Below are 23,476 nucleotides of genomic sequence, written 5' to 3' on the forward strand. Positions count from 1 at the left end.
CTGACGGCTAAATCACTTGTCAGCAGCACCGGATTTCCAGAAGCTTAAGAATTCGATGCGAACCTTAATTCTTTTTTTCTTGCTGAACTTGCTGGCGGGAGGCATTCCCGCACGTGCCCAAAGCCAACCTATAGATGCCGTGAATCTGAAAATCGGCACGTCGGGAGAAGGTCAAACCTTTCCGGCTACGGGCGTACCTTTCGCAATGACTCATTGGACACCACAGACCCGCGATGGAGAGGTCAAGTGTGTAGCTCCTTATTATGCGGAAGACACCCGTATTCAGGGATTTCGGGGAAGCCATTTTCTCAGCGGCTCCTGCACTCAGGATTACGGAAGTGTCACAGTGATGCCACTCAATGGAGAGCTGAAGCTAAGCGCCCAGGAACGCTCTTCAGCCTTTTCCCGCGACTCCGAGAAATCATCTCCGCATCGTTATGCTGTCACGCTAAGCGATTACGGAATTGTCGCAGAGATAACCGGCACCACCCGCGCCGGGCTTCTGAAGTTTACTTTTCAGCACCCCGGCAAATCATGGGTGTTAGTACAAAGTAACGCCCGGCAGGGTGAAGGAACCGTCCGCATCGATCTGGCTAAGCGAGAGGTCACCGGAATCAATCCCGTGCATCGCTTATATGCTGGCAATGGCAAGCCGGCAGGTTTTAGCGGCTACTTCGTCGCACAGTTTGACCATAACTTTCGGGTTGGAGGCACCTGGACAGGGAAACAGGTGCATGAAGGAGCAACACAACAAGATGGCGTTGAAGGCGAACCCGGCGCTTATCTGGCGTTCGACTTAAAACCAGGAGAGGCTGTTCAGGTTCGCATCGGAACCTCTTTCACTAGCATCGAGGAGGCGCGACATAATCTCGAAGCAGAAATACCCGGCTGGAATTTCGAACAGGTCGATGCAAGTGCTCGAGCAAAATGGAACTCTGCGCTGAGCAGCATACAGGTTAGTGGCGCTCCGACTCAAAGGACGATCTTTTATACGGCCCTATACCATTCTCTCCTGCTTCCCCGCACATTTAGCGATGCGAGCGGCAGTTATCCGAGCTTTGCAGGAGGAGAGCGCATTGAAACGGCAAAGGATTTTACCTACTACACAGACTTCTCCATCTGGGATACATTCCGTGCGCTGCATCCGCTCCTGACCATTCTGGATCCCAACCGCGAGCGGGATATGATTCAGTCGCTTATCGCTCAAGGCCAGCAAGGCGGCTTTCTCCCTATCTTCCCAGCCTGGAACAGCTACACACAGGAGATGGTCGGAGATCACGCGGTCTCGATCATCGGGGATGCTTATCTGAAGGGGATTCGGGGCTTCGATATCGAAGAGGCCTACCGCCTCATGCGCAAGAATGCAACACAGCTACCCGAGTCGGAGGAGCTTTACCGCGATGGCAGAGGTCGCCGGGCGCTGAAGTCTTATCTGCAATATGGCTATATCCCGCTCGAAGATCATGTGCCCGATGCCTTCCACCAGAACGAACAGGTTTCCAGGACCTTGGAATATGCCTATGACGATTTTGTGATCGCGGAAGTGGCAAAAGCCCTAGGGAAGAGAGAAGACGCCGAACTCTTTTCCAGGCGAGCACAAAACTACAGGAACGTAATCGATCCCCAAACAGGTTATGCACGCGGACGCCATGCCGACGGCTCCTGGGACTCTCCTTTTGATCCAGCGGGGAAATATACCTACATCACCGAAGGACTTCCTTACCAATACACCTTCTTTGTTCCGCAGGACATCCCTGGCTTAATCCAGCAGGTTGGCGGTCGCGACGCCTTCGTCCAAAAGTTAGATTCTCTCTTCGCTGGAAATTATTACGACCATGGCAATGAACCGAGTCACCATATTGCCTACCTCTACAACTATGCCGGAGCTGCGTGGAAAACTCAGAAACGGGTCCACGATATCCGGGAGAATCAGTATTTCAATCGCCCTAAGGGAGTTGCGGGCAACGACGATTGTGGTCAGATGTCGGCGTGGTACGTATTGAGCGCGCTCGGATTCTATTCCGTTACCCCCGGTCTCCCTCGTTATGAAATAGGAACGCCACTATTTGATGAGACCACCATTGCACTCCCCAATGGCAAACAACTGCACATTGAAGCAAAGGGTGCTTCCCAAGGAAAGTTCTACATTCATTCGGTAAAGCTGAACGGGATTCCCCTAAAGCATTCCTGGATACGGCACTCGGAAATCATCGCCGGAGGAGAACTCGTCTTCGAAATGGCTTCTAACCCCAATTACGACTGGCCGGAGAACTAGCTTGCGGCTCCTTTTGGAACCCCTAACCGTATGCCTCACCGTAAATTCACTTGTCGACTCTATCTTCGGGAAGCGACCCTGCCGATTGTTTGTGGAACCAATCATCCAGATGATGGCTGCATAAACATCCGGCCCAAAACGGCAAAGAAAGCTTGATGACGTATTTTCACAATTCTCTTGTTCTGCAAAAACTTATTCCCGAAGTGGACTTCGGCTTCGATGGAGGCTTTTAAATGTTGTGCTCGAATAAACGACAGGATCACTCCCTGCAAAACACAATCGGCGGAGGCAGATTGACCTCCAGCATTGAACACTTGATACGGACGATCCTGCCAGCCAACAAGAAATTATTCCTGGGATTCTTGGCTCTCCTCCTGCTCTCACCCTTGGCAGCTATGGGCCAAGTCTCTAGTGCTACGATCAGCGGGCAGGTGAAAGATTCTTCCGGAGCGGCCATTCCGGGAGTGAAAGTTACAGCCCTGGAACTCGCTACCGGCTCTGACACCACGGTGCAAAGTGACGAGTCTGGTCAATATACCCTGCCCTTCCTGGCGCCTGGCGCATATAACATCATCGCGGAAGGTAATGGCTTCAAGAAATTCCAGACAAAGAACCTCGTTCTCAGCGTCGGAGATCATCCGACGATCGATATAGCGATGGTTCCCGGTGGTACGCAAGAAACTGTCGAAGTTACAGCCACCGCACCATTACTGGGAACATCGGATGCCGCTCTTGGCAATGTGGTCACCAGCAAGCAGGTAGAAAGCCTCCCGCTAAACGGCCGTACTCCGATGGTTCTCGCCCAGTACACGGCCGGCGTTGTTGCAACAGCTAACCCAGGCCAGATTCGTGCCTTTGACAACAGTGGCATCTCAGCATTCAGCGTTGGCGGATTGCCGAACAAGAACAGCGAAATTCTTCTGGATGGCGCTCCCGATAATGCTTCGGATAATGCAATTGCCTACAGCCCAATGCAAGACGCGGTGAGTGAAATCCGCGTACACGTCTTTGAATCCGATGCTGCCTATGGACATGCCGGGGGTGGCGTTGCCAATCAAACAACCAAAAGCGGCACCAATCATTTTCATGGATCGGCCTGGGAGTTCAACGAAAGCGCTGCCTTGGCTGCAAACACCTACTTTGGCAACCGCAGCCATATTGGCAAATTGAATACTCACTTTAACCAGTATGGTGGCACCATCGGCGGCCCTGTGCGAATACCGAAACTCCTCAATGGTCAGGATAAGCTTTTCTGGTTCTTCGGATTCGAGGGGATACGAGACAAGCGGCCGTCAAATTACACGGGAAGTGTACCGACACAGGCCGAACGCAACGGCGATTTTTCGGCTCTGCTAGCATTAGGCTCCAAATATCAAATCTACAACCCGTACTCGGGTAAGTTGAGCGGTGGCAAGGTAGTGCGCACTGCTGTCCCGGGAAACAATCTTGCTGCAGCTGGCCTCACCTTGAATCCAATTGCCCAGGCAGTGCTAAAGCTGTACCCGCTGCCGAACATCGCAGGAAAGAATGTCGACCAGAGTAACTATTTTGCCCAGAACCCAAGTACAGATGAGTTCAGCAATGAATTTGCCCGCGTAGACTGGACAATTTCCCAGCGGCAAAGAGTCTTCTTTACCTTCCGCCATAATGACTTTCTCCAGAAGATCAACAATGTTTTTGGAGATAGCGATCCAGCATTGGGGGATCGCCTGACCCGAATTAATAATGGCGGAACCATCGACGACATTTATCAGTTCACACCGTCACTCATAGGGGAACTAAGGCTCAACTATACCCGCTACGAACAGAATCAGGACACAACCGGAGCCGGATATAACTCAACAGATCTCGGCTTTCCATCGGCTCTAAATACAGCCTCTGGATCGCCACGGCTGCCGTACTTCAAATTTGCCAATTACCAGAACAGCGGCACTAACATCGCCACCGGCGTTCTAGGTTTCGCGCCTTTCAACAGCTATGGAATCTTTGCTGACGTAATCAAAGTAGCAGGCGCACATTCATTCAAGTTCGGCACAGATCTTCGGCGTTTCCAGAAGGGTAATCGCAATTCAGCTACAGATAGCAGCGGCAATATCAATAGCAACGGCTACTTCACCTTCGATACAACCTGGACTCAGTCCGACAGCTCGACAAACGTAGTAGCACCCAGCGGCCAGGATATGGCAGCCTTCCTATTAGGACTGCCTACCACAGCAAGTTATGGCCTCACCACACCTGCACTCGGTGCAAGCAACTACATGGCGTTCTTCTTTCAAGATGACTGGCGCGTGCGGTCTGACCTGACGCTAAATCTTGGCTTGCGCTACGATCAGGACTTCTCGGCATACGAGCGGCATGGGCGTACCCTCAATGGTTTTGATACGACCTCGACTAACCCCATCGCCTCAGCTGCGCAAGCTGCTTACGCGGCCAGCCCGATTTCAATACTTCCGGCATCTAGCTTCCAGGTAAATGGAGGGCCAACCTTCGCCAGTAGCTCAAATCGTAGTATCTACACCAATAAATCACACATGTTCAGCCCTCGCTTCGGTTTTGCCTGGACACCGGCAAAACTTGGCCAGAATACAGCTATCCGCGGCGGCTTTGGATTGTTCGTGCTGCCGGTCTATGCTTTCAACAACACCATCAACAATCTGGGATATAGTCAGACGACGAACAGCCCCGTAACAACGAACAGCTATCTTTCACCGAATGCCACACTCTCGAATCCCTTTCCCAGCGGCTTTTTACAGCCATCCGGATCAAGTGGCGGACTAACGACCAATCTCGGCAGCAATATCACCTACTTCGCTCCCGAAGTTAGGAACGGCTACGCCGAGCGCTGGAATATCAGTATTCAACGGCAATTGCCCGGCGACTATCTCGTCGAAGTTGTATATATGGGAAACAATAGTCTCCGCCTTCCCATCAGCTACTCCCCGAACTATATTCCGAGCAATTATCTGACAACAGAATCGAACACAGCACTGAATGCAAAGGTGGCCAATCCATTCAAAGGACTTATTCCGAATGTCTCAACGATGAACGGCTCAACCATAGCGGAAACACAACTTCTCATGAGGTTCCCCGAGTTCGGTACACTCACGGAGCAGAATGCGCCTTTAGGCGGTTCCAATTATCATGCTGCCGATGTGCGACTGGAGAAACGACCTGGAAAAGGCATTACTATTATTGCTAACTACCAATTTTCTAAACTTCTTGAACACGTCAGTTATCTTAACTATTTCCAGGCGCCGGAATATCGTATCTCCACATATGACCATACCCATCACTCGGTTGTCGGCGTCACTTACGAACTTCCTTTTGGTCGCGGACGTATGTTCGGCGGAAAGGTCTCCCGATTGCTGGATCTACCTCTGGGCGGATGGACCATCAACGGAATCTACTCCTATCAGACAGGCGGACCGATTCAATGGGGCGATGCCACTTACAATGGGAGCGGCTTCCATTTGAATCCCCGTAAAACCGTTGGCGTAGCCTTCAATACCGCGGCCTTCTCAACGACCGTGCCAACGAATCACATCCGCACATTCAAGAGTCAATACTCTAACTTCAGGAACGATGCGATCAATAATTTCGATTCCTCGGTTCTGAAGGACTTTAAATTTTCCGAAGGCACCTATTTCCAATTAAGAGTTGAAGCCTTCAACACCTTTAACCGTCCTCAGTTTTCAGCTCCCAACGTTACTCCGTCCAGCGGGTCCTTTGGCACGATTACAAGTACAGCCAATAGCTCACGCGTTCTGCAGGTAGGAGGACGGCTGGTTTTCTAAATACTTGTGAGCATGTTTACTCTGCCTCAAAGGCCGGAGAACTTATCCGGCCTTCTCTTTCGTCCGCCTGACATCGGCGGACCGGAGCGGAATCAGAGTAGATGTCTATGTAAGCCGTAGAGGATCAGACAGAGTAACCCTGCTTCCGCTTTAACAAAAAATTTCAAAGACTATAGATTCGGTGGCTGCTGCTTATAACCGAGCGGCTTACCACTGCTTAAATGCAGTTATTTCCGTGGAGAAATTGTGGGCGACATTTCAAGAAGAAAACTGTTAGGCGCTTTTGGCTCCAGCGCAATGATGTATGGCCTTCCACTGACAACAAATTTGGGAAATCACGGTGGCCAGTCCTCAGCGATCGTCGATCCTAGGCAGTATGGGGCAAAAGGCGACGGCAAAGCGCTTGACTCGCCAGCCATCAATGCAGCAGTCGAAGCTTGTGTCAAGGTCGGCGGTGGTGTGGTGTACCTATCCCCAGGCACATATCGTTGTGGGACGATTGTCCTGAAAAGTAACATCACGCTCTACGTTGAGGCTGGAGCAGTTGTTCTTGGCAGCACAGAGTTGAGCGATTACACGCCGCAGCCTGGCGGGTATTCCAACCATGGAGACACAGGAGAGTGCCACCTCATCTTCGCTAGAGATGCGGAGAACGTCACACTCGCTGGTCCCGGTCGAATTGATGGCCAGGGTTCGGCATATTGGAAGCCTTCAGGCATTCCGCCCCTTCCTCCTGAAGACACGTGGGCAGATGTGATCGCACGAAGCGTGGCTGCGAAGAGTGTCCGTCCGAGCCCCCTGCTTGAATTTGTCAATTGCCGATGGCTACGCATTGAGGATCTCCGTATAGAAGGAGCTTCCAGCTGGACCATACGTCCAATTAACTGTCAGCAGGTTGTGATCCGGGGAGTTTTCATCAAGAACCCCGTTTACGGTCACAATACAGATGGAATTGATATTACAAATTGCACAAATGTCCTCATTTCCGACTGTTCCATTGAAACAGGGGATGACGCCATCTGTCTCAAGAGCGAAAACCCGTACGGCGCAGAGCCTCCACTTTCGAAAAACATAGTGGTGACCAACTGCATATTAACTACATGTTCGAACGGGTTCAAAATCGGCACGGCAACGCAAGGAGGATTCGAAAACATAACATTCTCAAATTCGGTGATTTACAACGATGCCGATCCCTTCAAAAATCGAGTCATTGCCGGTATTGCGTTAGAAGTTGTAGACGGGGGATGGATTGATGGTGTTGTCGTTACTGGAATACAGATGCAACGAACACGCACCCCGATTTTCTTGAGACTCGGAAATCGATCCCAACCTTTTCCCCATGCCCAACATGGTTTACGCAACATCAGCATAGAAAACATCCATGCTTCTGAGGCTCTCCTTGCCAGTTCCATCACAGGCATACCTGGGAATGAAATAAGAGATGTGAGCCTTTCGACGATTCGTGTAGACAATATACTTCCCTGTCGTCCTGAATGGATTGGTCGCAACGTTGCCGAAAAAGAGAAGGACTATCCTGAGGCACGCATGTTCGGTATGCTGCCGGCATCCGGACTCTATGCCCGTCACGTACGCGATCTTCGCCTGCGCGACTTGAGCTTTAGTTCTACAAAGGAAGAAGCGCGGCCGACAGTAATCCTAGACGATGTTGCCTCTGCGCAGATTTCGCACTTATCCACTACTGCAATTTCCGGAGATATGCCCGTACTGCAGTTGAAGGATGTTCGCGACGTGTGGGTCTCGGAGTCTGCTGCTCCGATGAATGTCACCGCTCTAGTCGGGGTGCAAGGAGCACAGTCAAAAAACATTCTTCTTTCAGGAAACGATTGTCGTGGAGCAAAGCAAACCTCGGTGTTATCGAATGACGTTTCGGCAGATGCCGTCGTAACAAGCGGGAATGTCAATGCACACCTAACATTCCAGGAATCATAACCGGCTTGCAATTTCAGCACTGAATTTGATTACCCGGTCCGGCAGCCTAGTCTAGATCATCGCTATTCCAATATTTCGGACCGTGCACTTGTTTATCACGGTCAGAAATATTGCTTGTCGGAACCTGGAAGAACCCTCTCTCCGGCGCAAATCAAGCTACACCATAAGCCGCTTTCTCCCACCCAAAAACCATTTAATAGCGTGATAAAAGTCAGCTACAGGGGGATGGCAAAGGGGGAAATGGTCGGACCACCATCGTAGTGCAGTACTGACATCAGCAAATACCCTGCCAAGGAAGGAATAAAATCACACCGCTTCGTTCGAAGAAGAATATTGGACTCTACATGACTTATAGTAAATGTTTACTTCAGCTGCCGCGGAGATGGCCTCCATATTCGCAATGAGGAATACCTTGGGAAATCTAGACGAAAAGAATCCGATGACTCGACCCATTTTGCGTACATGCCTTCTATTTTGCTTGATACCACTTCTTTCTACTGGCTATGTGTCAGCACAAGCTGGCGCTGGCCTCGCTCCAGAATGGGAGAATCCGCGGGTCTTCGAAATCAACAGAGAACCGGCCCACACTACTCTGACTCCCTATCCGGATCAGCAAAGCGCCCTGCATCAAGCCGCGCAGCCTTCTCCTTGGGTGCAATCGTTAAACGGCAAATGGAAATTCCATTGGGTCAAGCGCCCAGAAGAACGCCCTGTCGATTTTTACAAACCGGACTACGACGTCAGTACGTGGAAGGAGATCCAGGTTCCATCCAATTGGGAGATGGCGGGTTACGGAACTCCGATCTATACCAATGTCACCTATCCCTTCCAGCGCAATGCTCCGTCAGTAACGGATGCTCCCGAAGACCACACCTGGACTGCCTACATTCAGAGAGATCCGGTTGGCTCCTATCGGCGCACATTTACTCTGCCGGAATCCTGGGCAAAGAGGCAGACCTTCCTGGAGTTCGGCGGTGTTAATTCCGCCTATTACGTCTGGATCAATGGCCAGAAGGTTGGCTATGCGGAAGACTCCCGGCTCCCCTCAGAGTTCAATATCAGCAGATATCTGAAACCAGGGGTAAATACACTTGCTGTCGAGGTCTATCGCTGGAGCGATGGAAGTTACATGGAAGACCAGGACTTCTGGAGAATGAGCGGAATCTTCCGTAACGTAAAGCTCGTCTCAAGAGGGCCACTTTTCATCCGCGACTACCAGGTCAAGACTCCATTCGACAGCGCATTTCGCAATGCCACTTTCCAGTTAAAGCTTGCTATCGAGAATGTAACCGGCACAGATCAGGCCTTAACCGCCAAGGTTCAGCTATTCGATCAGGATGGCAAGCCGGTCTTCGCTCCCCTGGTGAAAAAATTAACGGCCAGTACCGGGAAAGATGCAGTTCTGCAGCTTGACCAGCAGATTGTAAATCCGAAGAAATGGTCAGCTGAAGAGCCGAATCTGTATCACCTTCTGCTTACGCTCACGGATAATAAGGGTTCCGTCATAGAAAGCATCCCCGCTTCCATCGGATTCCGGCAACTCGACATTAAGGGCGACCAGATCCTCTTCAACGGAAAGAAGCTGATCATCAAAGGTGTAAATCGTCACGAGTTTGATCCAGATCTCGGACAGGTCGCTACGCGCGAGCGAATGATCGAAGATATCAAGCTGATGAAGCAGAACAATATTAATGCCGTTCGTACCAGCCATTATCCGAATGTAGAAGAGTGGTACGAGCTCTGCGATCAATATGGAATCTATGTGCTGGACGAAGCCAATGTTGAATCCCATGGATACGACTCAGGAGCACGGCAAAGAATCTCCGACTCGGAAGATTTTCGCGAGGCACATGTCTCCAGAGTCAGCCGCATGGTTGAAAGAGACAAGAATCACGCCTCTATCATTTGGTTTTCACTCGGCAATGAAGCCGGATACGGTAGCAACTTCGAAGCTGCCAAGGCTTGGGTCAAGACTAATCATCCCGAGTTCCACATTAGCTACGAGCCACATAACAGTTATCACGGAGAGATGCTCTCTCCGATGTACCTTAAGCCCAAGGACACAGTCGGTTATTACCAGCAGTTTGGCAATGGACGGCCCTTTCTCCAGATTGAATACGCTCACGCGATGGGAAACAGTACTGGAAACTTCCAACAATACTGGGATCTATACGAATCGCTACCCTGGGCACATGGAGGCTTCATTTGGGACTGGGTCGATCAAGGGATTCGTGAAACTAGCCCCAATGGCAAGGAATATTGGGCCTACGGTGGCGATTTTGGAGATAAGCCCAATGATGACAACTTCTGCACCAATGGTTTGGTTCTCCCGGACCGCACCCCACATCCGGGGCTCTCGGAGGTAAAGAAGAGCTATCAATCTATCAAGGTTGAACCAGTGGATCTGGCTACAGGTAAGATCCGAATTCACAACAAGTACAACTTCATCGATTTGGCCTCTGTTCATGGAACCTGGGTTCTGGAAGAAAATGGCCAACCAAAACAAAAGGGTGACCTGCCAGAGTTAAAGGTCGGTCCAGGCCAAAGCCAGGAAGTTACACTGCCGATTCAGGCTGATCAGATACGCCCGGACTCTGAATACTTTCTGACGGTAGCCTTTGCACTTTCACACGACACGGCATGGGCAGGCAAAGACTACTTATTGGCGTGGGATCAATTTGCGATGCCTCACTCGGTCTTTACACCCACACCACATTCCTCAGATAATCTTCCAAATGTAACTGTCAATGAATCAGATTCTGCCATCGTAGTCGGGAACAGCAAATTCGAAATCCGGATCGGCAAACATAGCGGAACGCTGGAAAGTTACAAGATTAACGACAAGCAGCTACTCACTGCACCTCTGGAGCCTAATTACTGGCGGCCCCCGACAGACAACGACCGCGGTAATGGAATGCCACACCGCCAGGGTGTCTGGCATGACGCTGCCAGCGGGCGCATGGTCTCTAACGTTAGCGTTACGCAGCTAAAGCCGGGTGTAGTCAAGATCTCATCCTCAGCATTGCTTCCTGCGGACAGATCGACACAGCAGCTTGCTTATACGGTCTACGGGGACGGCACAATAGAGGTTGAAAGCGGTTTTAAGTCCGGCAATCCGGCATTAGCAGACTTGCCTAGGTTCGGTATGCAGATGCGAATTACCGGTGATCTTCGTAAGGTCAGTTATTACGGCCGCGGCCCACAGGAAAACTACTGGGACCGGAATCTGGGAGCAGCAGTTGGAATTTACAACGACCAAGTCGATAAGATGTGGTTCCCTTATATTGAGCCACAGGAAACAGGCAACCATACCGATGTCCGCTGGGTATCTTTCACAAATGCTGCTGGCACAGGAATAAAGATTACCGGGTCGCCAATAATTGACTTCAGCGCATGGCCATTCCACATGAGCGAACTTGAACATTCCAAGTCGCCCATGACCGGGCACCGCCATCCTTCTGAGATTGCCATGGCTGACGACATCACTGTAAATGTTGACTACCGGCAGATGGGAGTGGGAGGTGACGATAGTTGGGGAGCCTTGCAGCACCCCGAATATAGACTTCCTGCTACGGAATATACATACCGCTTCCGGATAGAACCCTTCGGGAATAACTAAAGTCTTCCTCGCGAAGATGATACTCAGAGCGGCTTTTCTTGACGGAAAAGCCGCTCCCAGATCCAATCCCTCTCACTGCCGAATCAGGCAATCAGAGCGACTTCCCGCTCTGCAGCAGCCAGAGCCTCTCTAGCGCGAAGTTTACTCATTGACGACATTGAATCATCCAGGAACTGCAGATAAGCCGTTAGGAACTGTACACGGGCAGTTGGATGATCGTGTACCCGACTCAGAAAATCCAGATCGGATTCGACCATGTGCCTGATTGCCAGTAATGGAATAGGGCTCCGCAATGGGCGGAAGTTTGGGTTCCTCAACCCAGGCCCGTCATTCAGTGCATGAAACTCGCCAAGCATCAAACCTTCCTTAACGAATAGAGGCTTGAGCTTCTTCTGAACAGAATCGATCAGTAACGGAGCTTCTTCTGCAGTCACGTCCGGAAAGATCATCAACAACGCCTTGAAGACATCGGGCTTACCTTCCAACCTCTCCTGATCGAGAAAGTAATCTCTAAAGTGCTGAACATGTTTTTCAATAACACTGGTGTCACTCGGACTCTTCTCTGCAAGGCGAACAACGAAGAACTGAATCGAATTCCGGGCCAATGACTCAGGCACAAATGGACATACTTTGCCTTCGCGCCCTAAATCCTTATGAGGACGGGCAAGGAAGCCCTCGACCCAATCGAGTACGGTACTCAACACATCCAGATCGCTTTTCAACGCGCGAATCTGCCCGGAGGTGTAAGGTCTGATATGCGGGCAGGAATTTGCTGCCTCTACACCTCCAGATACATGACCATTCTTGGAGTCTAGTCCCATAGACAACCCCTCTCTTAAGCTATAAAGAGAAACATGATATCGATCACTCTTTAGGAACCGGTTAGCGCAGGGCGATTTTTATGTACCCGCACGTCATTCATTAGTTGCAAGCGCCGCCCCAACTCTTGGGCGAGAAGGTCAACGTGCGGCGACTTAAAAATTGTTTGGTGTGTCCCCGCGATCTTCAACAGCTCAAAGTTTCCGAGAATCACACGAGACCAACCCAATCCAAAGTCCCGATTAGCTCGAGGCTGATCTGCAGCAACAAACACCACGGCGTCACCAGGATACGGCTGCGGATTGTACTGCCGGGTAGAGCGTGCTACATATACTTCATCCCCAAAGAAATTCGGAAACATGGCGCCAGCCTTGGGGAAGCGCTTCAGTATCATGATCTGTAACTTTACTTTCTCATAAAACAACTTCCGCTGAATCAGCTCGTTTCGATTCGCTCCGGATGCGCGTTGCAGCATGGAGGCAGAACGCTGCAGTCCGGTCTTCACCGATCTCCACAAAGGGACTGAACCTTGAGAAGATGATGGCCCTGACTGATTAGGCAAATCGCAGTCGAAAAGTGCCAGCAGCCCAATCTCTTCTCCTCGCTGTAACAACTGACTTGCAACCTCGAAAGCAATTAGGCCTCCCATAGAATGCCCGGCAATGTGGTATGGGCCTGAGGGGCAGATTGCTTTGATATTACTTATATAAACGGAGGCTAATTCCGGAATCGAAAGCTGCTCCTTATCTTCCACCACACCCGAAACAATCTGAAGACCATAGATTGGCTGGTCAGGACCTAGCTTCTCGGCTAAGGTTCGGAATATCAAGAGGCTTCCACCAAGTCCATGAGCAACGAAGAGCGGAGGCAGCTTGCCTTCAGCATGAATCGTGATAACCCCCGGCCATTCCTGCTTTGACGCCTGCTTTCGTATGCATTGGACCAAAGATTCAATCGTGGGATTCTCAATCAACATCGAGAGAGGAACCTTTTTGCCCAGCTTTCTTTCGATTTCAGTAAATAGCTTTGCAGCCAGGAAAGAGTGTCCACCTAACTCGAAAAAATTATCTTGAATACTGATCGGCTCTATCTTAAGAATTTTCTCCCAGAGAGCCTTCATCCTAGTTTCCATTTCGTCTCTGGGCTGCAAAATCGTTCGCTCCATTACGGCCGGCTCAACTCGAATAGCCTTTAGCGCGGCACGATCGACTTTACCGTTTGCCGTGATTGGAAGCGTTTCGATCTCTACATATTCGGAAGGAACCATGTAGGATGGAAGCTTCTTCCGGAGAAATTCCTTCAAGTCCGGGACCGCTACTGGTATCTCGCTCTGGATATATGCAACTAGTCTCTGATCGCCAAAGGAAAGCTCAATTGCCTGCACTGAGACGGCATGCACGCCATCATATTCGCGAATCGCTTCTTCAATCTCTTTCAGCTCGATACGGAAACCGCGTATCTTCACTTGCTCGTCGGCACGTCCCATGAATTCGAAACGCCCGTCGGGAAGTTCCCGTCCTAAGTCGCCGGTTTTGTAAATGCGGCTGCCGGGAGCAATCGGATCGGACACAAAGCATACCCTATTCAGATCGTCCCGATTGATATAGCCTCTGCCTACACCAGCACCGCCGATATAGATTTCACCAGTATCTCCCAAAAGAACCGGCTGCCCGGTCGAATCGAGAATGTAGAAATAGACATTGGGAAGTGGTGTTCCAATGGTTATTTTTTCGGCATTGGCTTCTATTTTTTCTGTCGAAGCACAGATGGTTGTCTCAGAAGGACCATAGTGATTCCATACTGCCTTTGATAGCTTTGCCAGTGTGCGTCCAAGGGACAACGGCAAAACTTCACCGCCTGAAATAATCTGCAGGTTCGGATCCCCTCTCCACCCGGCTTCGAGAAGCAGATGCCACAAAGTTGGTGTACCCAACATGAGAGTTGCGCCGGAGTCTTCCATCACAGACAGTAGGCGCGCTCCGTCTCTTGCACATTCCTGCTCAACAATGTAAGTACAGGCACCGCAAGTAAGCGGCAAAAATAATTCAAAATTTGAGATGTCAAAGGCCGTTGTCGTTATTGCCAAAACAATATCTTTGGAAGACAACGACAGCTCTGTATTCACGGTCTGTATAACATTCGCCAAGCCACCATGACCGATTTCAACGCCTTTCGGTTTCCCTGTTGAGCCCGAGGTATAGATCACATAGGCAAGACGATCAGCAGGAACAGGCTCTCTCGTAACTCCGGTAGGCTCAAATGATTCGTCTTCGAAGATGTCCTCAATACAGATGACGTGAACGTGAACATCGAGTTTCGGCAAAGAGGAAAGCCGGGAACGCTGAGTAAGAACATATTTTACTTGGCAGTCCTCCAGCATGAACGCCAATCTTTGGCTCGGCAAGGAAGGATCCAGCGGAAGGTATGCACCTCCAGCCTTCCAAATACCCAACAGGCTGCCCAACATCTCGGCCGAGCGATCCAGAAATACTCCGACCAGAGTTTCGGCTTGCACACCGGCATGTCGCAAAGCATGTGCAATCCGTTCTGAGTACTCATTCAGTTGCCGATATGTCTTGCACTGACCTCTGAGTCGAACCGCAATAGAGCCAGGAAAAGTCGTCGCCTGTTGCTCAAAGCGCTCAAGCACAGACATAGAAGTTACTCCCACCAATTCGTCCAGCAAGGTTATTCCCCATTTCCTACTTTCAGCATAGGAATAGTTCCGCCTCATCAGGCGAACTGGGGTTCGCCCTAGGAGAACCATTTGGCTTCGAAACGGAAAGGCTTTGAATGTGGCGCCTGAAATGATGCAGATGTAGGTGAACTTGCTTGTGAGTACTCAACTCCTGTCGGCTACGCATTCTCACCGATCTCCAGACAAGCTCCCCCCAAAAATACAAGCACTGTTTACTACTTTAATAGCCAGATGTTTGTGCTCGAAACCGAGACAATTCGGCTAATGGATTCGATGCAGAATCGGCACTCATAGATGTACCACAAAGTTAACTTTGATAACGAGAAATCACGATTCTGAAACGTTCCAGACATGTATCAATAGAGGCTGTTCACTATGTCCTAGTTGCAATTTTCTATCAACATTTCTCGGGCACTATTAGTAACCTACATGCAAATAACGAAGGTTACGATTGCTTGCCCTTTCCGCTTCCGCCCTATAGATCAGGAAGAGTGATCTGCCCTCTGAACCAGAGGGTACTTTTTGAAAATTACCATGTATTTGTTATGCCTCATCCCGAAAAAATATTACTTTTCGGTAAAAGGAGAACAAAAGGAGAACACATCCCGACTGGGAAGCAAAATTGCGTAATCTACTCCCAGCCTCCATCTCTGCTGTACTTGCGTTTCTCTCCTTCTGGAGAGCACAATGAATTTATGAGATTTGTCCGTCGCTCCGCTGCTTGTTGTTGTTCCTGCTGTCGGTGTGCGCGCATTGTGTCCTGTGGGCGATGGCAAATTCGAAGATTTTTTTAAGTAAGCCATCCACGCGTTTTCCTAACGACCCACAGACACTGTGGGTCGTTTTGTTTTTGGTTCGAATACCCCAAGAATAGGAGCACGAATGAAAGTCGCGAATGATCTGACCGAGTTGATTGGTAATACGCCGCTGGTTCGCCTCAATAAGCTGACGCAAGGAGCAGGAGCCACCGTCGTAGTTAAACTGGAAAGCTTCAATCCCCTTAACAGCGTTAAAGACCGTATCGGCGTCGCAATGATCACTGCTGCCGAGCATGAAGGAAAGATCCAACCCGGCAAGACTGTCCTCATCGAACCTACAAGCGGTAATACCGGAATCGGCCTCGCTTTTGCCGCTGCGATCAAGGGCTATCGCCTGATTCTCACTATGCCGGAGACAATGAGCTTGGAGCGCCGTGTACTTCTTCGCGCTCTCGGCGCCGAAATTGTCCTTACCCCCGGACCGAATGGAATGAAGGGGGCGATTGCCCAAGCCGAAGCCATTCTGAAATCAACACCATCCGGCTACATCCTTCAGCAATTCAATAATCCTGCAAATGTTCAGATTCACTTCGAAACCACCGGTCCGGAGATCTGGAATGATACCGACGGCAAGGCCGATATCCTGGTCTCGGGAATTGGCACTGGTGGAACGCTGACGGGCGTTAGCCGCTATATCAAAGCGAAGAAACCCGCCTTTAAGTCGGTAGCAGTTGAGCCAGTCGATAGTCCAGTTCTTTCAGGCGGAAAGCCGGGACCACACAAAATTCAGGGCATCGGAGCAGGCTTTGTGCCTGAAATTCTGCAGACTGACTTGATCGATGAGGTTGTTCAGGTCTCAAACGATCAGTCAATTGAAACAGCGCGCCTGCTGGCGAAAGAAGAGGGCATCTTCGTTGGAATTTCGTCGGGAGCTGCCGCTTACGCCGCTATCGAACTGGCAAAACGTCCTGAAAATGCCGGGAAGCTGATTGTGGCTGTATTGCCGGACTTTGGTGAACGATATCTCTCCAGTGTCCTGTTCGATGCGCTACGCAGAGAGTCTGCCGAGCTTCCAGTAGTGACACCGCCTGCGGCTGAGCCCTCTCCCGCACTTACGAACGTATAAGTTCTCTCAAGATAAGCAGCCGGATTACCACCGGCTGCTTATCTTCGCTTAAAGCCTGCCTACAGTTCCGTCATAGCTCTCTCCCTAGAGAAATGCACCATCCCTCAGAACAGGCTAAGGATCTCTTTGCTTAAAGCAAGCATTGATAACGCCACTTCGCCAATGTTCTTCGATCAGGTACAAATCCTAAGAAAGGATGGGGGCTGTATCTAGAGACTGAAGCAACGTCGCTTTTGCCTACACATCTGTATTGAAGAGGTTGTCGATAAGATGACGCCCGAGGCAAGTCCATTCTGGAACGCCGTACGCATCCTGCCAGGTGCTCTAAACTGAATCAAAAGCAAAAATGGTCGCCTCTTGCGAGGACTTCTAGGGAAACTTCAGTAAAATGAGCGTTACACATGCAAAAGGATCAAAGATCGGCGCGTAAACAGGTAAGCCTTAAGACGCTGGCAGAATATTTAAATCTTAATCCTGCCACTATTTCTGTCGTATTAAACGACGTGCCTGGCCGCACAATTCCTCAAGCAACCAGGGATCGAATCAAGGAAGCAGCCCGACGTTTTAATTACGAGCCGAGCTGGGTAGCACGTTCGCTTCGTAACCATCAAACACTGACTGTCGGCTTACTGGTTCCTGAATTAGGTAGTGGTTACCATGCCCAGGTTATGAGTGGAGTCGCCGATTATCTGATGGAGAAGGGCTTTTTCTACTTCATCGCACACCATCGCCATAGAGAACCACTTATCGACGAGTACACCCGGATCCTGAGGGCTCGCGGTGCCGAAGGATTGATTGCCATCGATACGGCCCTCGAACGCGAGCCATCGGTACCTACCGTAGCAATCGCGGGACACCAGAAGATCTCCAATGTGACAAACGTTGTTCTCGATCATGAGCGCGCCGCTGAACTGGCACTAGGACATCTCTACGATCTCGGCCATCGCCGCATTGCATTTATGCATGGCCAGCGCTTCAGCTCCGATAGCGAAACTCGCTGGAAGAGCATTCAAAAGGCCGCAAAGAGACGTGGTATTACGATCTATCCCGAACTGACAATTCACCTGCGAGAAGATTCCATTTCTCCGGAGCTTGGTTATCGTTGCGTTCGTGCCCTTCTAGACAAGAAAGAGCCTTTCACGGCTATCTTTTGCTTCAACGACATCACAGCAATCGGCGCTATCCGGGCCTTGAGAGATAAGAAGCTGCAGGTTCCGGAAGACGTCTCTGTTGTTGGCTTCGACGATATTGAGGCAGCTGAGTTCTACGCACCAAGATTGACGACCGTTCATCAGCCGATGCAGGAAATGGGGCTCGAAGGAGCACGTCTGCTGCTTGAATACATGCAGACAGGGAAATTTCCAGGGTATGAGCACCTGATCGCTCCGGAGCTTATTGTTCGCGAATCCACTGGACCAGTGGTCAAGAAAGCCACGAAAGCGGCTCGTTCCTAACGGGAGTTTTCAAGAGGAGTAGGTGCCCGAGAGAAGTAAACGGCAAGGACACTTGATGTCTTTTGTAGGCCATTCTTCCGGCTCAGACAAGGCCGGAAGAATGGCTGCCATCCCTTCCTAAAGTAGATGGCCTTACCTCATCGAAGGTGGCACTTGGCCGCCAAGCGCTTCGATGTAGGCCTTGTTTGCCTGGCAATTCTGAAGCTGAACGTTCTTCAAAAGCTCGCTAAAAACGATCTTCAGCTTTTCATTTTCAGGCCGCACTTTCATTGCCTCCTCAGCTTTTCCTGTCGTCCATCCCTGACTTGCGTAGGCAACAACCACCGGCCAATCGGACGGGGGCGCAAACTTCACAATTGAGGAATCGCTGTCCATCTTCTTGTACGGCCAAAATGCCCAGCCAATATCATTCTTGTCGAGCAAGGAGGCAAAGGTCGCAACCCATTCTGCTGTGTTCTCTCCGGACTCTCCCAGCCAGAGCGGCACCTGATATTTTTCACGGAAGTCCAGATACTGCTGAATGGACTCCTTGGTCGGAGGCATCCAGTACTTGTGAAATGTATAGAGAACATTTTGATCGAAGAGTTCTCCGAAGACCGAAAAATCTCCATCCCAAGCTGCGCCCCCAAGAACGATGACGTGATTACGATCAACGCTCCTGATTCCGGCAGTAACGCGCCGATATAGCGGTTCCAGCTTGTCATGGTACTTCTTCAACTTCTCAAATGGCGGCAGCGGCTCATTTAACAGGTCATAGCCGATAACAGTTCGATTGTCGCGATAATGATTGGCAATCCGCTTCCAAACATCGACAAGCTCCTGCTGGCTTTCTTCCGAATCAAAAAGCGAAGGATATCCCCAGCTATCATCGATATTTGTCCCGGTCTGACCTCCGGGAGCGCAATGCATATCCAAAACGACATACAATCCGGCTTCTTGTGCCCACTTAACTACAGGATCGAGCAGGGCAAATCCCTCATCCGTTCCCGGAAGAAAGAACTTATAGTGCAAAGGAATTCGAATTGAGTTGAAATTTACCTTCTTCAGATACTGAATATCATCGCGAGTCACATAGGCCCGGCGATAGTCGTGCCAAAAGTGTTCAGCCTCGGCAGGGCCTAACAGATTCTTCGTCAAATCCTCGATTTCATGCGGAGACTGCGGCTCCTTCGAGAATTTGAACATGTAGCCCTCAGGCTCCAGCCAGTTCCCCAGGTTTGTTCCCCGCAGATGAACAGGCTTACCTTCTCCATCGACGAGTTGCTTCCCTTGACGATGGACAAATCCCTTCTGTGCAAACGACTGTTGAGCAAACAGCGCAACCATGCCTATCAGCAAAGTTGCGAAGAATCTTCTACCGCTTCGCATTCGATGCCTCCACATGAAATACCTCGTGCAACTTTGCCTGAGAGTCAGAACCTACCCATAGATCGAATGCACCTGGTTCCACTCCCCACTTATGACTTTGAGGACTCCAGAAGCTCAGATCATTTGCCTTCAACTCCAGGTCGACGGTACGAGTTTCCCCGGCCTTCAATGTAACGCGGGTAAAGCCCTTGAGCTCCCGAACAGGGCGGGATGCACTGCCCGCGCGTTGATGAATATACAGCTGAACTACTTCGTCGCCAGCCAGAGTACCGGTGTTATGCACGTCGACCTTCACAACCAGGCTTCCGTCAGTCTTCATGCTCGACTGATTAAGCCTCAGGTTGTCGATCTGGAAGCTCGTATAGGACAGCCCGTAACCAAAGGGAAAGAGTGGAGAACTTGGCATATCCCAATAACGAGTGTCCGGATCATTTGGAATCTGCGTTAATCTGCGGTTGTAATACAAGGGAAGCTGACCGGCAGCTCTAGGCCACGTTACCGGAAGCTTTCCACCTGGAACCGCATCGCCAAAGAGCAAATTAGCAGCGGCATTACCGCCCTCTGTCCCCGGATACCAGATGTTGAGGATGGAGGGAACATGTTCCGAAGCCCAGGCAATATCCAGCGGCCTGCCAGTTAATAGCAGCAGAACAATTGGCTTTCCTGTTGCCACAGCTGCTTCGAGCAATTGCTCCTGTTTTCCAGGCAGTGTAAGGGTAGCGCGGGAGGCACGCTCGCCATTCATGCTTTGAGCTTCACCTAAGACGAGTACCGCAACGTCGGACTGCTTTACGAGTTCGATTGCATGATCGAATTCCGCCTGACGCTCTGCTTCCGTCTTGAGCTTCGCCTTAGGACTGGCGATCTGATCATCGAAGATAGACGGTTGTCCACGCTCAATCTCTACGCCGGTTGTCGAATTGATCTTGACTCCCGATCCGAGCTTCTTCTGAATTCCTTCCAGAACAGTTACAGTTTCGTTCGGATTGCTACCCAGGCTCCACGGACCTAAGGTGTCGATCTTGGAGTCGGCGAGTGGCCCAATAACAGCAATCGATGAGATGGACTTCTTTAGCGGAAGCAGGCTACCTTCATTCCGGAGAAGTACAGCCGACCGCTCGGCCGCTTCTCGTGTCATTTCCTTCTGCTCTAAAGATGCGACCTCTTTTTTCGCTCCCTCTTCGGACACGTAGGGGTTTGCAAACAGGCCCATCCGATACTTCATTACCAGAACGGATTTGACCGCCGCATCAATCGTAGCCATCGAAACGGTTCCCTGCTTTACTGCCTGAGGGAGATACTCCCGATACGTTTCGCTCGTCATCTCCATATCGACGCCTGCGTTTAGAGCGCGTACTGCGGCATCGGCCGGATCGGAGGCAAATCCATGAGTGGCCAGACTCTTTACCGAGTCCCAGTCACTTACGACAAATCCTTGAAAGCCCCAGTCACGGCGCAACACATCCCTAAGCAGGAAGCTGTTGCCGGTTGCGGGAACGCCATTCAGATCCATATAGGCGCTCATGACCGTTGCAGCACCCGCCTTAACCGCTGCATGGAATGGCGGGAGATAGACGTTGTAGAGATCGTCGTCGGAGATATTGGACTCCTCATAATCTCTTCCGCCTACTGCCGCTCCATATCCGGCAAAATGCTTTACGCAGGCCAGGATGTGTTCAGGACTTCCCAGATACGGGCCCTGCAAACCACGTATTTTCGCGGCAGCAATCGCCGAGCCGAGATAGGGATCTTCTCCGGAACCCTCGACAATACGCCCCCAGCGCGGATCACGCGCAATATCCACCATCGGGGAGAAAGCCCAGTGCACACCGACAGAGCGGGCCTCTTTTGCTGCCATGCTCTCTGCCTTTTCGATAAATGCCGGGTCCCAGGACGAGGCAGCTGCAATCGGCACGGGATAGATAGTGTGGAATCCATGGATAACGTCGTATCCGTAGAGCAAGGGAATGTGAAGGCGGGATTCCTGTACAGCCAGTCGCTGCAAACGATTGACTTCGGCCGGATCGGTAACGAACAGGAAAGAACCTACCAGCCCGCCACGGGCGCGCTCGTCAGCCAGGTTCTTTGGAACATCTTTGCGGGAGATCTGGGAAAGCTGCCCAATCTTTTCCTCTAGTGTCATCTTGCTTAACAATTGAGTGGCAAGCTGCTCGGCCTGCTGCCGGTCCGGAACCCGCTGCAAACCTGGCTGCTGAGCATGGGCAACAGCACCGCTAACGCCCGGAAGGAACGTTAAGCATAGCGAAGCGACAAGAATGCTCGCGCATTGCTTCATACGCCGATTCCCACGCCTTTTGAACTCCCCTGACATGAATCACACTCCAAATTCTTTGAATTTCGGTTCGACACAGAAAAGTATATTGAAAACAAACGTTTGTCTACAAAATTCCGCAGCGAAACCGGCTTGTTATACAAGCGCTGGCTTCTGCCGTTCAAAACGGGGTAGGTTTTTAGAGGTTGCTGAAGAGAAAACGCGCGGAAATACAGCTATTCGGGAGGAAGTCCGCCCAAGTAATACATTCCTTGGCCCGCCGACTTTTTTACCATTCCGGCCAATGTGGCATCCGGAAAGCGCCGGATATAGGGAGTGGCCCAGGCAATCTGCTCACCGCCAATAGAATGAGGAACTTCCTGCTCCCTTCCCGTCGTTTTGGCAAAAAAGGATGGATCTTGCAGCCCCTGAACCGAGAGACGGACGAGGCGATGCAATGCTCCATTTGCATGTGAGTAAAGATCCTCGCCATTCACTTCTCCAAATTCAGCCAGCATGACCAGAGGAGCAAGAGCATACAGGTGATAGTGCAAGGCGCGTTTGCCACGGTTCATCTCCAGAGAGAGAGAACCATCAGGCCGGATTTCCGATACGCCCACGTCGTAAGTGTGTAGCCCCCAATTGAAATCGCTTCGATCATTTGCAGCCACGCCGATAGCAGCTAATTCCAATCCAGCCCAGTACAAGTGGTTATTCCGGCTATCACCGTGACCGGACTTTGCATGCTGGTCATAGTAATTGCGTGTTTGAGCACCTATTTTCACTAACCAGGCTGTTATTTCATTCTTGTCCCGAGAACTCAATGCTCCGGAATCACTCACCTTCAGATACGCAATCGCTACCGCTCCTGCCACCCAGCCCTGCACATAGTAGGCCTGATTGGAAGACATCTTTCCGGCAAGAGAGTTCTCCTGCGCCAGCGTCAATATCTGTTTCGCGGCACAATCCGCAGCCGCGCGAGAACCGGTAGTCCGATAGCGGTCGGCAGCGTCCACAATTGCCAGACCAACCTGCTTTACACTGCCACTGGATTTCCGGTAAGCCTCCATACGTACCGGGTCAATGGTTGAGTGAGTGGGATCATCTAAACGGTAAAATCCGTCGGTAACCAAGTCCGGGGCAATATGCGCTATCGCAGGACAAGCGTATGAAATCTGCGTCGCCTGAACGATCTTTCCATCCCAGGGAGAAACTAAGGAGCGATCTGCAGAGAACGCTTGCGCCGGAAGCAGTGTGGCGACAAGAGCGATAAGAAAAGCAATCCGGAAATATCTGCCGAAGCGAGTCATTAAAACCCCCTCCTCCTGCAGAATGGTTCTGCC

The 23,476-nt window shown here is 50.9% G+C and carries 11 protein-coding genes; 6 read left to right on the plus strand and 5 right to left on the minus strand.

Translation table 11 applies throughout. The features are described from left to right. The first annotated feature begins 55 nt into the window (after positions 1 to 55). From AC6I7T_RS11235 to lacZ, 4 genes are all read left to right on the plus strand, one after another. Positions 56 to 2,275, plus strand: a complete 2,220-nt coding sequence (locus tag AC6I7T_RS11235; RefSeq protein ID WP_497793486.1) for a GH92 family glycosyl hydrolase — start codon at positions 56 to 58, stop codon at positions 2,273 to 2,275. 233 nt (positions 2,276 to 2,508) lie between these two features. Next, positions 2,509 to 6,069, plus strand: coding sequence for an outer membrane beta-barrel protein (locus tag AC6I7T_RS11240; RefSeq protein WP_497793487.1), 3,561 nt, complete (start codon positions 2,509 to 2,511; stop codon positions 6,067 to 6,069). Between the two features lie 246 nt (positions 6,070 to 6,315). Then, the gene (locus AC6I7T_RS11245; RefSeq protein ID WP_497793488.1) at positions 6,316 to 8,019 is read left to right on the plus strand and encodes a glycoside hydrolase family 28 protein; all 1,704 of its coding nucleotides are present in this window, start codon (positions 6,316 to 6,318) and stop codon (positions 8,017 to 8,019) included. Positions 8,020 to 8,458: 439 nt separating this feature from the next. Then, a complete protein-coding gene (gene lacZ, locus AC6I7T_RS11250) occupies positions 8,459 to 11,638 on the plus strand; it encodes a beta-galactosidase, LacZ type (RefSeq protein WP_497793489.1) in 3,180 nt (1,059 codons plus the stop codon). A gap of 83 nt (positions 11,639 to 11,721) precedes the next feature. On the opposite strand, the gene AC6I7T_RS11255 is transcribed toward lacZ, so the two are convergent. Both AC6I7T_RS11255 and AC6I7T_RS11260 read right to left on the minus strand, forming a co-directional pair. Then, complete coding sequence (locus AC6I7T_RS11255; protein ID WP_497793490.1) at positions 11,722 to 12,459, minus strand: DUF6875 domain-containing protein; 738 nt, start codon at positions 12,457 to 12,459, stop codon at positions 11,722 to 11,724. Between the two features lie 50 nt (positions 12,460 to 12,509). Continuing rightward, positions 12,510 to 15,113, minus strand: a complete 2,604-nt coding sequence (locus AC6I7T_RS11260; protein ID WP_497793491.1) for a non-ribosomal peptide synthetase — start codon at positions 15,111 to 15,113, stop codon at positions 12,510 to 12,512. A 924-nt stretch (positions 15,114 to 16,037) separates the two neighbouring features. Here AC6I7T_RS11260 and cysK point away from each other — a divergent pair. Continuing rightward, positions 16,038 to 17,039: a cysteine synthase A gene (gene cysK, locus AC6I7T_RS11265; protein WP_497793492.1), complete on the plus strand. Its 1,002-nt coding sequence runs from the start codon at positions 16,038 to 16,040 to the stop codon at positions 17,037 to 17,039. A gap of 401 nt (positions 17,040 to 17,440) precedes the next feature. Further along, the gene (locus AC6I7T_RS11270) at positions 17,441 to 18,493 is read left to right on the plus strand and encodes a LacI family DNA-binding transcriptional regulator (RefSeq protein WP_497793493.1); all 1,053 of its coding nucleotides are present in this window, start codon (positions 17,441 to 17,443) and stop codon (positions 18,491 to 18,493) included. A gap of 132 nt (positions 18,494 to 18,625) precedes the next feature. Here the strand turns inward: AC6I7T_RS11270 and AC6I7T_RS11275 are convergent, their stop codons facing one another. From AC6I7T_RS11275 to AC6I7T_RS11285, 3 genes are all read right to left on the minus strand, one after another. Next, the gene (locus tag AC6I7T_RS11275) at positions 18,626 to 19,861 is read right to left on the minus strand and encodes a glycoside hydrolase family 5 protein (RefSeq protein WP_497793494.1); all 1,236 of its coding nucleotides are present in this window, start codon (positions 19,859 to 19,861) and stop codon (positions 18,626 to 18,628) included. Next, on the minus strand, positions 19,848 to 22,157 hold the full coding sequence (gene bglX, locus AC6I7T_RS11280; protein WP_497793495.1) for a beta-glucosidase BglX: 2,310 nt from the start codon (positions 22,155 to 22,157) through the stop codon (positions 19,848 to 19,850). The genes AC6I7T_RS11275 and bglX overlap by 14 nt, the downstream gene beginning before the upstream one ends. A gap of 212 nt (positions 22,158 to 22,369) precedes the next feature. Further along, on the minus strand, positions 22,370 to 23,443 hold the full coding sequence (locus AC6I7T_RS11285) for an alginate lyase family protein (protein WP_497793496.1): 1,074 nt from the start codon (positions 23,441 to 23,443) through the stop codon (positions 22,370 to 22,372). Positions 23,444 to 23,476 lie beyond the last annotated feature (33 nt).

The sequence above is a fragment of the Humiphilus diazotrophicus genome, assembly GCF_059726315.1.